Source organism: Rhodopirellula sp. SH410 (genome assembly GCF_055811895.1).
In genome coordinates, this window is record NZ_CM147949.1 from 4,990,442 (window position 1) to 5,003,453 (window position 13,012).

Annotated in this window: 9 protein-coding genes; 4 read left to right on the plus strand and 5 right to left on the minus strand. The window is 56.0% G+C overall.

From position 1 onward, the window contains the following. The first annotated feature begins 255 nt into the window (after positions 1-255). Entirely contained in the window at positions 256-627 is a 372-nt protein-coding gene (locus SH410x_RS18205; protein WP_473669614.1) for a SpoIIAA family protein, read from the plus strand. A gap of 23 nt (positions 628-650) precedes the next feature. On the opposite strand, the gene SH410x_RS18210 is transcribed toward SH410x_RS18205, so the two are convergent. Beyond that, positions 651-1,130 carry a universal stress protein gene (locus SH410x_RS18210; protein WP_473669616.1) on the minus strand — a complete coding sequence of 160 codons (480 nt, stop codon included), beginning with the start codon at positions 1,128-1,130 and terminating at the stop codon, positions 651-653. A 337-nt stretch (positions 1,131-1,467) separates the two neighbouring features. Beyond that, positions 1,468-1,845, minus strand: a complete 378-nt coding sequence (locus tag SH410x_RS18215; protein ID WP_473669618.1) for a SpoIIAA family protein — start codon at positions 1,843-1,845, stop codon at positions 1,468-1,470. A gap of 374 nt (positions 1,846-2,219) precedes the next feature. Here SH410x_RS18215 and SH410x_RS18220 point away from each other — a divergent pair, with 374 nt between their 5' ends. From SH410x_RS18220 to SH410x_RS18230, 3 genes are all read left to right on the plus strand, one after another. Further along, positions 2,220-2,639, plus strand: coding sequence for an FAD-dependent oxidoreductase (locus tag SH410x_RS18220; protein ID WP_473677340.1), 420 nt, complete (start codon positions 2,220-2,222; stop codon positions 2,637-2,639). 72 nt (positions 2,640-2,711) lie between these two features. After that, positions 2,712-3,254, plus strand: a complete 543-nt coding sequence (locus tag SH410x_RS18225; protein ID WP_473669620.1) for a hypothetical protein — start codon at positions 2,712-2,714, stop codon at positions 3,252-3,254. A gap of 47 nt (positions 3,255-3,301) precedes the next feature. After that, positions 3,302-3,997, plus strand: coding sequence for a PrsW family glutamic-type intramembrane protease (locus tag SH410x_RS18230; RefSeq protein ID WP_473669622.1), 696 nt, complete (start codon positions 3,302-3,304; stop codon positions 3,995-3,997). Positions 3,998-4,014: 17 nt separating this feature from the next. Here SH410x_RS18230 and SH410x_RS18235 read toward each other — a convergent pair whose 3' ends face one another. From SH410x_RS18235 to SH410x_RS18245, 3 genes are all read right to left on the minus strand, one after another. Continuing rightward, entirely contained in the window at positions 4,015-9,021 is a 5,007-nt protein-coding gene (locus SH410x_RS18235; protein WP_473669624.1) for a tetratricopeptide repeat protein, read from the minus strand. Positions 9,022-9,221: 200 nt separating this feature from the next. After that, positions 9,222-11,570, minus strand: coding sequence for a polysaccharide biosynthesis tyrosine autokinase (locus SH410x_RS18240; RefSeq protein ID WP_473669626.1), 2,349 nt, complete (start codon positions 11,568-11,570; stop codon positions 9,222-9,224). Positions 11,571-11,655: 85 nt separating this feature from the next. Further along, the gene (locus tag SH410x_RS18245; RefSeq protein ID WP_473669628.1) at positions 11,656-12,537 is read right to left on the minus strand and encodes an exosortase/archaeosortase family protein; all 882 of its coding nucleotides are present in this window, start codon (positions 12,535-12,537) and stop codon (positions 11,656-11,658) included. Positions 12,538-13,012: the final 475 nt, after the last annotated feature.

Sequence of the window (13,012 nt, forward strand, 5' to 3'; positions counted from 1 at the left end):
ATTTACGCATCCGCGAGCCTGGTGGCGAATCGGTCCTCTGATCGGCTCACCGGCGACCTCTCAACATCATCGCCCCCATTGGCAGGCAACGTATCGGTCCGGGGATGCATTGACCGAGGGACTCCGGACTCGATGGTGTGCTAGTTGGTACACTGAACTCGACCACAGGACGTCGAGCAAACACGAGCTGATGGAGGCATCTGGCGAGGTATGTGAACCGCAGGGGAACTTTACCGATCGAGAGGAACTTGAGAAATGTTGAAACACAAATTAATTTTGCCCGAAGGCATCCTGCTGCTTGAACCCGTCGAACCGCTCGAAGTCAGCGACTTCGAAGCGATCGTCGCGGAGATCGATCCGTACATTGCCGAACGCGGGAAATTGCCGGGAGTGTTGATTCATGCACAGTCGTTTCCCGGTTGGGCAAGTTTCGCTGCGACGATGGCACACATGCGTTTTGTGGCAAGTCATCATGACAAAATCAGCAAGTTAGCTGTCGTCACCGATAACTTGCTGTTGGCAGAGTTGCCGACTTTCATCGCTCATCTAATCGATGTTGATGTCCGGCATTTTCCCGAATCGGCTTACGACGAAGCTTCCACCTGGCTGGAGGAACAAGATGCATGAGACGCTCGGCCAACACACACTGTTTAACTGCGTAGTACCAGTACCGGACAATGAGCAAAGCGCACGACGCGTTCAGCGGTCGAACCGATCAGCAATCGTTTCATTCCAGTGCGTCCATGTGACGGCAGGATGATCAGATCAAAAGCGTTTTGCTCTGCGTAATCCGTGATTCCATGGGTTGGGTCGTTAACGACGGTGTCGTAGTTGAGGCCATGGTGACGAGTGTCATTGAACTCAGACTGCATCGTCTTCAAGGCCCGCTGCACATGGTCATCGTCAATCTGGGCGGCCATTCCAATGTCCGGCAATCCCCAGTCGGCACCCCCGCCCATCGCTAGTCCGGTGTCACCAGAGTAGCCGTATAGCGGCACGGGATCGACGACGTGCAGCACCGTGATGTTCTCGTTCTTACCCGCAATTTTTATCGCCGTTTCGACGGCGTCGAGAGAGAACTTCGAGAAATCGTAGGGGGCAAGTATCTTGGAGTTTTCAAAGTGGTTCATGGAAGGGCCTCGTTGGATGAGCTGTCCGACAACGCTACGTCGGCGGACTGTCGATTGAGTAAGCCGAGACGCGTGAGGTGCGACCGGGCCCGCGATGCTGCCCGGTGTGATGCCGGGCAGTTGATTTCGTGAGCCGAGGCGAGTGCGGGTGCCCGCGGCGTCGGCTCACGAATGAGGTATCAAGGTCGACTGAGGAACGAGCCGGGAGGTTGTGGTCGAACGCTCTGAGGTCGACCGTTCCGACCGCGGAGCGTTCGGCCACTCATTCCTAACTCGACTGCCTGATGTCACCTTGGGACAACTTCACACGATTCAAGAGATCTTAGGATGCGAGATCTTAGGACGCGGCGGGCATGTCAGCGTGAATCCATTGCCGGGCCGCTTCCAGGTCCGCGATGTCGAAATACTCGATTTTGGCGGAGGTGAAGGGTTTGCAGAAAGTGGACATCCCCTTCTCCCACTTCGATTCACCGACGATGGCGAGCCGCTCGATGTGGCTATGGTGCTTGATATCAAATTTGATGTCTTCCCAGAGTGCCCCGGCCTCCCAGCCGTGAAAATCGTGCAGGACAACCAGCATGCGCACCTTGCCAAATTCCTTGATCTTGGCCTCGGTCGCGGGCACGAAAGCTTCATACGCTTCTTTTGATAGTTTCCCGCTCAGTTGAACCTCAATGACCTTACCTTCAGCGTGTTCAATGATATTGAATGACATTCGCGGATACCTCTCAGAGAAATGGGGGAAATGCAGTGTCGTGTCGACGTGCGAATGGACAATCCTAACGCACACCGAGTACCAAATGCAATCAGCGGAAAATCGATACGTCTGAGTGAAGCGATGCGGTTAGAGATTGCCCGCTGCGGTTAGAAAATGAGCGTTCTCTGGCACGATGTCATCGACCAACCCCGCTTCGACGTGGCACGGATCCGTTAACCTGCCGGTCGAAAACAACCCCAGTGGCCGGGAGTGCGTGTTCACGTTTCCCTAGAATGATGGGGATCGATGGGAAGGCGCGAATGATGCAATGACGCTTCGTTCATAGACGTCGTGCACACCTGGGGGACAAACCAAGAATCGATGAAGAATCTATCAAACCGAATCGTAGTTCTCGGTGGGGGTTCGCCGGGGCCTATTGCGTCAAGCAGTTAGAAAAGTCGCTGCGCGGAGTCGATACTGAAATCACACTTGTGAACAAGCAGAATTACTTGGTGTTCACACCGATGCTGGTCGAAGCAGCCACCTCCGCGTTCGAACCGCGACATGTTGTCCCACTACGGGGCTTCCTCCGATCGAGCGAGTTTGTGATGGCCGGCATCGACTTGATTGACATTTCCGGCAAAACGGTGAGCACCCAACCAAAGTTTGGCGATCCGCTGGTGCTCTCATTCGATCATTGGGTGTTGGCTCTCGGTAGCGTGACCAAAATGCCAGCGGCTCCCGGTGTTCATGAATTTGCATGCACCGGTCGGTCGAATGGGGCAAACTTTCTAGCGAAGGTGCGTAGCTGATCCGTTTTCGGATAGTTTATAAAGAACGTTCAATTTCTGTTGCATTTTCCAATCCCTCTCCAGGCATCTTTTATGGAAACTCCCACGGTCACTCACGACGTCGCTGTCGGTACGTTTGCATCTCACGTCGAAGCCGAAGCAGCCATCCAACAGATCCACCAAGCTGGCGTGGACCTGAAACGTCTTTCCATCGCTGGGAGGGATGATCATACCGAAGAGCATGCAGTGGGCTATTACAACGCCGGCGATCGGATGAAGTACTGGGGTGCGATTGGTGCCTTCTGGGGCGGAATGTGGGGTGTTCTGGTGGGCTCCGGTTTATTCTGGTTGCCAGGAATAGGACCATTGGTCGTTGCCGGGCCGCTGGTGGGCGCCATCGTCGGTGGGCTCGAAAATGCAGTCGTTTCCGGCGCCATGGGTGCTCTCGGCGGAGCGATCTACAGTATCGGAATCCCGAAGGACAGTATCGTCCAATATGAATCGACGTTGGCCGAGGGCAGGTTCCTGGTGATCTATCACGGGCCGGCGGACGAAGTTGCTAAGGTGCGAGAGATTCTCGGCGAAACCGCGGCGTTGGCGGTCGATCATCATGTGAACCAGAAACCGTCGACCTAGAACGGGAACTTCGCTCCCTTGCCAGATCTCAGCGAGAGCACACGCCAATGAATCTTCTCCCGGTCGTCCTCGCGTTTTTGCCCACATTGGTTTGGGTGTTGGTCTGGGCGTGGATTCGGCCACACCAACGATCACTCACGCTATTGATTGTCGGGCTTGCAGTTGGTGCGAGTGCGGCGGTACCGGTCTGGTTCGCTGAAACCCTTGTCGATGATTTGGCGGATGCTCACGACCGATGGTCGCGTGATTTTCTGGAACAGGTGATCGGCGCGGCGTGCTGTGAGGAATTGCTCAAACTCGCCGGTGTGATTGGCGTGTGGAAGTGGTTTGATAGGTCTCAGTCTCACCCCTGGCATGCGGTTCCAGTCGCACTTGCCGTCGCAATTGGGTTCATGACGGTGGAAAATATGATCGCGATTGCGGCCGCTCCGTCACCGATGTCCATGGCTTTCTCACGCCAAATGACCCTACTCGCCGGACATCCAACCTATCAGCTGGTGATGGGGTATTGCCTGGCACAGTGGGGTACCCGGCGCAGCAAAGGGTGGGCGATTGCTGCAATCGTGTTACCCATTCTCCTGCACGGATGGGGCGATTTTTCAGAGCAGCTATTTCAAGACGAACCGAACCATGGATCAACAGAAGACACCCTTGAGTTCACTGCCTGGATCGGATCCATCGCAGCTTCCTTGATCGCCAGTTTGACAATTCTCACGAATGTTGCCAAGCGTCTACGCGCCTGAGGATGCGGGCCTGCTCGTTATGAGGGTGCCGCAAACTTTGCCTTCAGTTCTTTCAGCGTCTCGCGTTCGTTTGCTGTCAGACCGGTTGGATCGAGCTTCTCCAGATCCAGATCTTTCCAGTTTTTTGCTGCTTGAGGCTCCTTCTCTTGATTGATTTGAGCCAGGATGACGTGGAAGAGATGGCGTGGTTCGAGTGACGCCGCGTAGGCTTCGGCAAAAGTCGCTTCGGCTTCAGCTAAACGCCCCGACGCCATCAGCACCACCCCCTTGGTATCGAGCAACTCAGGATTTTGATCGGTCAACTGCAACGCCGAATTGATCGGCCCAAGCCCCTCCGAGGCACGCTCAGGAATCTCGGCATACGACATCGCCAAATTATTCATCGCGCGAATTGACTTGGGACTGACTTTGAGAACACTGACAAAGCATTTCACGGCTTCGTCGTACTTTCCTTCGCTCATTTTGAGCGTTCCGAGGCCCTCAAGGAATCCAGCGTTCTCTTCAAAGCGTTTGCTTGCATCAACCAGCGCGTCTTCGTTGGCGCGCATCAGATTCGCCTGCTGCTCGCTATCCTTGAAATTCAGCAGTACTTCGACGAGCAGCGTCGCGGACTGAACATCGTGATACTCCGAGTAGTGCTCCGCACATACCTTCACGGCTTCATCGAGTTTGCCGACCTGCCCGAGAGCAACAACGTAGGGGCCCAATGCTTGCGTGGGATGCTCCTGATAAGCACGCTCAAACCACTGAACCGCATCTCCAGCAAATCCGAGTTTCTGCAATGACCCCCCTGCTGCCGCCATCACCCGGAGCGATTGTAACGCCGCGGCATCGTTTGATTCAGATGAGTCTTCGGAAGACAAGTTGCCCAGTGCGCGGTCGGCCCAGTCCGCAACCACCGCTGGCATTTGATCACGTTGGCCCTGACGGTCGGCAAACCGAGCGGCGACCTCGAGGGCCTGCAGTGAGCTGCCCGCGAGCGAATCGAGTTGTTTGCTCAAGTTCTTGATTTTCGCGTTATCTTTGGATTCCTGTTGATTGAGCAGGTAGCTGGCATATTGATAAACATCACTCGCCTCGACCGTACCGCTGTCCATCAAAGTTTGATAGAGCTCGCGAATTTCGGTAGCGAGTCGCGCCTGTTCAGCTGCGACCAGGTCTTCAAAAAGACTCGGTTCTTGCTCGAGGAGCGACGCGAGGTACCGAGTTGGTGTCTTCCAGTCAGCACTTTGCTTCTTGACCAAGCCTCGCAAGATGGTTTTGGACTGATTCAATCGCAAGCGAGCTTCCTTTGAGTCAGCATCCACTCTCAATTCTCGCACCGCTTCGCTGCCGAGCAAAATAGCGTGCATCATCTGGTTGCTCGTCGCACCGCCCCCGGCCAACAGGTCACCGATTGCCTGCCAGTTCACGGGTTGTCCATCCGCACTGCGAGCGACCAGTTTCTGTGCAAGCAGGTTGCGTAAGCGATCGTTGCTTTGGTCTCGCTGAAGTGCTCGTCGCAATGCGGTGATCTCATCGCTAGGACGCTTTAGTAGCCGGTAAATTTCGGCTAGCTTGAGTTGTGAGTTTGAGGTGGGATCGAGTTCGTCCGCTCGGAGGAGGAGCTTCAATGCCTGCTCCAAGTCTTCCTTGGCAAGATACGCTTGGCTGAGCAATTGGTTTTGAGCAGGCTCGGGGAGATCGCTGGACTCGATTTGTTGAATCAGTGCATCGACTTTTTCATCTTCACCGAGCGTGATTGCCAGGCGCAGGTTGGCCGCGATCACACGCCCATCGTCAGCACCGGCCAGCTTGACGGCGCGGGCAATGGCATCCAGGGTCTGCTCGGTGAGCTCTTCACGACGGCTTGCGTCGCGTACGTTCGCCAACGCGGTCGTGCCGGTCGCGGCCACCGCCAGTTGAGCGTTGACGTCATCGGGATGCCGCGCCGCTGATTCTTGGGCGACGTCCATACTCTTGGTGTAGTCACCTTGCCTCATCGCCAGGCCCAGTAAGGTGGCGGAGAAACGGTCGGATTGACCGGCGGAATTCAATTCCGCGAGCTCGATTTCTTGCTCGGCTTCTTCCATCCGCCCGAGAGCAATGAGTTGTTGCCACAGCATTTGCCGGGTTTGCAGATTAGTGCTCCCCGCCTCCATGGCGCGGCGCAAATGGCTGACCGCTTCATTCGCATTGCCTGCGAGCGCTGAAATCCGCCCTTGCAACGCGATCGCATCACCCCATCGAGACCGGCGCAACAAGATCGCGTCGGACAACTCGCGAGCTTCGACCAATCTGGGGTCATCCTGCTCGATGCTACGGGAACTCTGACGTAGCTCCGCCAATAGTTGACTCGCTCGCAGATAACGCCAATGCGTGCCCTGCTCGCCCTCACGCTCTCTCAGTTCATGGAACCAATGCTCGTACAGGCGACTTGACGAGACCGCTTTCCCATCAAGCATCAGCAACGGTGAATCGGCCGGCAGACTCCCCGCCAGTTGCGTGATGACCAACAGCGTTTGCAAGCTCAGTTGATCGTCGGGGATCGCGGTCAACGCTTGGTAAGCGAGTTCGTTGTCCTGTCCGCGAGAGGCGAACATGGAAGCATCCTGCAGAATGCTCCTGACGGATAACTGCGACGAGGCAGGAGCCATCGATTCGTCAAACCCCTCGGCCGTGTCGATCAGCAACTTCGCTGCCTCGACATGATGCCCCAGCGACGACAGCGTCCGGGCGCGAACGAGCGGTTCAAAAACACCAGCGTCGTCGGCAAGCTTCGACAGTCGCTCAAGGGCCGCCATCGCGTCAGGCTCCAGCTTCGCTTGCGCTAAACGCTCGGCAGCCAATGCTTGTAGATTGCCCTCGGAGGGATATTTTTTGGCCAGCTCATCGATTTGGTGGGCCACGTCTGCCGAGCGGAGATGCGTCTCTGCTGACACATTCTCCGGTGGGATGGTTATTTCGAAGGCTTCCACGTAGTGCAAGCTTGCTCCCAGTGCTTCCAGGTCCGACTCGGATAAATCGCCAGGCGACTGCAATCGCTCTTGAAGCTGCTGTTTTAAACGCCTCGCCGCATCGCGAATCGAACGAAAGTTTTGTTGCTGCGGCTGCAACTGGGTCTGGGCAATGAAACGAGATTCCATCTCTGAAATGGTGTGGCGTAGCGAGAAATCCGAATCAATCAAATCCAATTGACGTAGCGAATTGGTTTGATTGCCCGATCGGCTCCAAGCATCCGATGCCAGCTTGCGCAGCGGGGTGTTGCCTGGGTCCAGGGCGACGGCTTTTTCGAGTGTCGCCGCTGACGCATCCCAGATGCCTTGGTTGGCATAGTAACCAGCCAGATGCATCAAAGCATCCACGCGATCTTTGGGGGAAATATCGGCATCGGAATCGACGACGTTTTGGAGCAGATTGATGGCACCGATCTCATCACCTCGCCCGGCCGAAAGGTAACCCTTGAGTACATCGAGCTGCCAGCGCGCGGCAGCGAGTTGGCGACCTTGGACGATACGCTCGGAGCGGTCTAGTTCCGCTTCGGTGACCCGGGACAACTGCGTTTCGGATGCATCAATGGCATCTGAGAGCTGCTGTGTTGCCTCATCAGCAGCCTTCCAATTGCCTTGGCCTGCATAGACAGCCGCAACGGCGCGTGGCAGCAGAATACTGTTGCCGCCGACCATCTCGATCGCGTTGTTCCAGATGGCCAATGCCTCGTCAGGGCGGCCGAGGCTCACCAGCAATCTGCCATACTCAAAGTACAAGCTCTCCAGCAGTTTCCTAGGTATCGATGGCAACTTGAGCTCGCTGAGCAACTGGAACTGCGCAAGAGCCTGCTCGGGATCACTCTCTTGGTCCAACCTCGCAGCCTCATAGACGGCTAGGAAATCCCAATACGCTACAGGCTTCGGATTGGCGGTCATCAATGAAGAGTCTTCATCCGCCGATGGCTCGGTGGCCACGTCAAACTCCGATTTGCTCGTCGCCAGAGATGGGGACAACTCCTTGAGACGTTGCCGAGCTGAATCGGCGGCGCTACGTAACACGGCATCAGCCTCGTCGGTATCGCCTTGGGTCTGCAGATAGCGATGGAGCATCAATTGCGCATGACTGGTTTGCGACTCGCGAAGCGTTCTTGTTGCCAGCTGCTCAGTCGCGGTGAGCTGGTCGGCGGGTAGTGTCGCGCCCCCTCGCGAACCGGTGAACAGTTCTGGGTTCTCGATCCGTGTGAAAAGAAAGTGGGTGATCAGATCCAGATTCCGCGAATTTTGTCTCAATGCGGAGGCGACGACAAACGTCGCCGGCTGATTGGCGAGCCAGCCCCAATAGTCGTCTATCTTTGGAATGGACTGAGGATTGCGCGTCGAATAGCTGCCGTCGGAAATTTGGCCCGCAAGTGCGAGGGCTAACGACGTCATCGCCTGCGGATCGTTTTCGACCGCATCGAGCTCTGCAATCTGCCGTTCGGCTTCGCGATTCCAGGGGCCGCCCAGTTGGACGAGTCGAGCAATCAGACGCAGACGCAGCTCGGTGACTTTGTCTGGGTCCTTGCTGCCGATTTGACCAATCGCCCTGCTCAATGCGCGGCGGGCAGCATCGATTTTCTGGCCTCGTGATTGCTGGTCCGCCTCGTCCGCAGCCATGTCCGCAGCCGTTGCCATTTGATAGATGGCATTCACGTCATCAGGAACGAGCAATGCGTAGCGTCGCAGCCATTTGGCTTGATCCTCAAAGTCCTGTTTTTGCTCCGCCATACGGGCAAGTTCGAGGAACGTCGAGGCCGTCGTTGCCGAGTGATAGTAGTACGACCCCATCGCCGCAGTCAGTCCGGCCAACGCCACCACACCTGAGATCAGCAGGAGCTTTCCATTCCATTTCCAACGGTAGCGACGGGCTACCGAGTCGGGGGAGCGAGGCGGCACCGTCTGAGTACCAGCTCGACTCTTGACCACAGCAGCATCGGAAGCTGCCGAGGATGGCTCACGATTCGAAGGAACGCCATTGCCTTCTTCGACGCTGCGATTCGTCTCAGATTTTGTCATGAAAGATATTGCGATTCAGCGGTGCTGATGTGGAAGGAAGGCCGCCTGAGGCATCGGCGGAGAACGATGAGAATGCAGCGGGCGACCACAAACGCGATCACAACACGTGATCGGCATGGCCCGCGGATTGCCGAAGCAAGCGCAATCGGCATGGAAGCTGAGTGACTCGCAGTTCGCGTGAACACGAGTCCCCTGAAACGTTATGTCGCCATCGTGTCAGGCAACGCGTAGTGGTAGTTGCCGTAGCGATACCCGTACTGACGGGCCGAAACACCGGAGAAGACGGTACCGGCGACTGACGCACCGGACGCTTCGAGTCGGCGTGTGGTGCGAATGACATTTTCTTTCAAACTCACATCGCGCATCACGCAGATCAACGTCGCGTCGACTGCCGATGCGATGGCGAGTGATTCACCAGCAGCCAGCACAGGGGCGGTGTCGATCACCACATACCGATACGTCAGCAGAGCGTCATCGACGAACGATTTGATGCTTGCAGGACTGACCAATCGATGCGGACTGGCCGACAATTGCCCCGCCGGCAGGATATGGATCAGATGCCCTAACGATGAATTGACGGCCTCTGCGAGGGTTGCCTTCCCAGCGAGGACACCGGTCAAACCTGAACCCATTTCGATCCCAAAGATTTCATGTTGATCCGGGCGACGCAAATCGCCATCGACCAACAGTACGGTTTCTCCCGTGGACTTGGCCATCGAGAGAGCAAGTTGAGAGGCGACACTGCTCTTGCCCTCACCCGACATGCTACTGACAACGGCAATCGAGCGTGTGTTGCGAGTATCGAGCGACAGGAACAAATTCGAGCGGAGAGAATCGATGCTCTCCTCGAAGACTCGTCTTGCTTTTTGGGAACCGGAGCCCGCAGGCAAACGCGAGATCTCACCTAAAACGGGTGCCAAAAGGCCGGTTTTATCATGTGCCTCGGCGTCGGTGAGGCGCTGCACTTTGAACTCCCACAGCAACCCGACGAGGAAGGGGATGATAAACGCCCCGGCCGAAGCCAACGCCAACTTCTTGTACGGGACCGCCTCGACGGGCGCCTTCGGAGGCGTCGCTGCTGCGAGCGTGCGAACGGCTCCGTCTTGACGACGTTCAGTACGTATGGCCGCCACACGACCACGCAGTTTGGTCAAGACATCCGAGGCGACCAACAACTCATCGTTGGCGAACTGGAGTTCGGCTGTCATCCCACCGTACTGCTCCAGTCGCGTCCGCTCTTCGTCATATTGCCCTTGCAGGATCCCCAATTTGGCAACCAGTGCTTTACGGGAATTCTCGCGATCTTTCGCCTGCGCTTCTTGATTTTTAGTTTGTGCAAGTTTCCGCTCTTGCTCGGTGAGTGCGAGTTGCTGTTTTCGCTGCTCTTGCTGCCACGCCAGGGTCCGCTCAGCGACTGCCTTACGCTGCTGATAGTCTTCTTCAACGATGCGTTCGAGCTCTTTTTTGACGCGGATGCGAGCGGTGTCTCGCTCCTGCTTCAACGTCTCTTTGGCATCATCCAAGTTTTTTGTCATGTCGTTGTAATAGTCACGACTGATCCGAACCATGTCATTGATTTCGATATCCATAACGACAGCGGCATAGCGATCGACCACCGCCTTGGCCGCATTGACCTTGGCGTCACCATCGATGGCGTTCTCAATGTCCCGCTCACTGATCGTCTTCTTCTGGATTTCCGAAACCGCCAGATGCGGTGGATCAGGCGGAGAATCGGTGTCTGCAACGTATGGTGTGGGAGTTGCCGCGATCGCGTCGAAGAGCGCCAGTTCAATCTTCAACTCGCCGATCTGCGAGCGAAGATCTGACATGCGAGTTAATTGCGACTCCGAGTCATTGCGATCGAGGGATTGTCCGGGAGCGTACCCCAACGTTTTCTGGCTCAATGACTGGACACGTTTGCGATGGACGTCAACATGCTGCTCCCACCGCTGTATCTCAGGATCGAGCACGCGTTCGAGATTGTTCACGCGTGTGTTGTCAAATGAGTCTCGTTGGCGAAGATACGAATCGACAATGGCATTGCAGACCTGAGCAGCCGCTACTTGATTTGTATCGGTATAACTAACCACTAACCGAGAATCAGTACCACCACTTCCGATGGACAGGTTTTTGCGTAAGTTCGCTTCGGCCGTGTCAGGGTTGGATAAGCTGGGAGCCGTCCGGAGGGTCGGGTCCGCCAACACCGGATCGAGCACGATTGGATTGGTGAATAGGTTCTTTTCGGTGCGTGCCATGTTCTCCATGACCGGCATCACCCCTTTGAATACCACGAAATCTTCGTTGGCTTCGAGCAGGTAAGATGCCGTATACCGGGGAACAAAACTTTGCATGACCAGGAACGCTGCAACGCCTGCTAACGCCGCTCCCAACGGAATGGCCCATGGCCAGCAACGACGAAACGTCACCCACAAGATCCATGGATCGAACGCTTTTGCTGCGGCCTCCCCGGGAGGTGCTGGCAACGCTTTACCCTGCCTAGGTATCACGCTGCCGGTGAGAACACCCAAATGGTTATGATTTTGTGACATATGCAATGGCTTCCTTCGCACTCCTGCCAGTGGGCGGATATCGACCAAAAGGAAAGGTAAGATAAACAGTTGGTGTTATACCCGATTAGCTCAATCCGTGTACAAAATCTTTCGCGGTGACTTGCTCGACGGGGCGGTAGATCGCCTGCCAGTAACACTTCAGCAACCAGAGCAATCCGAACGCGGCGGGGATCATGAAGTAGCCCGTCCAGTCATGGATCAATGCCCGCTTGGATTCGCTACCGAACCACTGGTACAGCAGTCCCACAGCCACGATTCGCATCGCATTGACGAAAATCGCCAGCGGGATCACCGACGCCAACAGCACAATCCGATCCCACCAAGATCGTTGGATGCTGGCGGCCCAGAAACACGCCAATGCCGCAACGCCAATGAAGATACGCAGCCCCGAGCAAGCCTGTTCCACCATCAACCGCTGATCAGCGATCCAAATCACGTGCGATTCCGACACCGCGGGCTGGCCAAGGACGCGCAGGATGGACGTGCTCAGACCTGTCGCGATCCCCTGCAATTTCCAGCTCAGCAGGGTTTCCGCTTGATAGGGCAATGGAATCATGAAGAACAGAAAACCAACAGCAGGCAGGCTCCAACGCATCGCCGCGGGGCCGAGCATCACCCACACGACGCCCGCAGTCAGCGGCAAAATCGCGTAGCCATCGAGGAAATCCATGTAGAGCAACCGACCGGCGAAACGCATCAAAACAGCCAGCAGCACCAGCGACAAACCCCAGTAACTCGGTCGACTACGGACGCCCGGGAACGTCTCGCTGCGATTTGCCAGCAGCAGCGCGGCTAGCAACGGCACCAAATAGCCGTGCGAATAGTCGGGTTCATTCCGCCACGTCGACTCCGCCCAGACGAGCGTCGGCCAGAACGCATAAATCATCACCAGCAGAATTGGGACGAATCGAACAAGCCACCACCCAATGCCGCCGAGAGATGCCATCGGCACCAACTTCTCCGGCGGGGCCGCGTTTGTCGACGACTCCCGAGCAGCGTTTACTGCCGACGGTGTGACCAATCGAGCAGGGTGTCGTTTGCGGTTTTTTCGTCTCGTTTGCGCCACGTGCAGAAATCCAAGTCCCGGTCTGAAAAACCGGTTCCAAATTGCAAAAAGGAGGGAGTTTAGGTAAGTAAATCATTGCCCAGGAAACTGACGTTCACTAGATTGCAAAATCTCAGCGAAACGCCTCCCTGCCGAACTAAATGATAGCCGCTCGTTTGGCGGGGGCAACCATGATGCTCTACAGCAACTTCAAACGCGACAGGAGTCACTGTGTATCCAAAAATCCACTCAAAAGGTCCGGAATAACTGCAGTTTTTAGAAACCACTCGCGCAATGTCAGAAAAGCCAACCTAGGACCCTAGCGAATGTGTATTCTGTAGCAGATCAATGCCGAATCCGATCAGATGCCCGATGC

Bases quoted from the DNA above. Each gene is read 5' to 3' on its own strand.
- SH410x_RS18205 (WP_473669614.1), top strand. From the start codon at position 256: ATGTTGAAACACAAATTAATTTTGCCCGAAGGCATCCTGCTGCTTGAA.
- SH410x_RS18210 (WP_473669616.1), bottom strand. From the start codon at position 1,130: ATGAACCACTTTGAAAACTCCAAGATACTTGCCCCCTACGATTTCTCG.
- SH410x_RS18215 (WP_473669618.1), bottom strand. From the start codon at position 1,845: ATGTCATTCAATATCATTGAACACGCTGAAGGTAAGGTCATTGAGGTT.
- SH410x_RS18225 (WP_473669620.1), top strand. From the start codon at position 2,712: ATGGAAACTCCCACGGTCACTCACGACGTCGCTGTCGGTACGTTTGCA.
- SH410x_RS18230 (WP_473669622.1), top strand. From the start codon at position 3,302: ATGAATCTTCTCCCGGTCGTCCTCGCGTTTTTGCCCACATTGGTTTGG.
- SH410x_RS18235 (WP_473669624.1), bottom strand. From the start codon at position 9,021: ATGACAAAATCTGAGACGAATCGCAGCGTCGAAGAAGGCAATGGCGTT.
- SH410x_RS18240 (WP_473669626.1), bottom strand. From the start codon at position 11,570: ATGTCACAAAATCATAACCATTTGGGTGTTCTCACCGGCAGCGTGATA.
- SH410x_RS18245 (WP_473669628.1), bottom strand. From the start codon at position 12,537: ATGGCATCTCTCGGCGGCATTGGGTGGTGGCTTGTTCGATTCGTCCCA.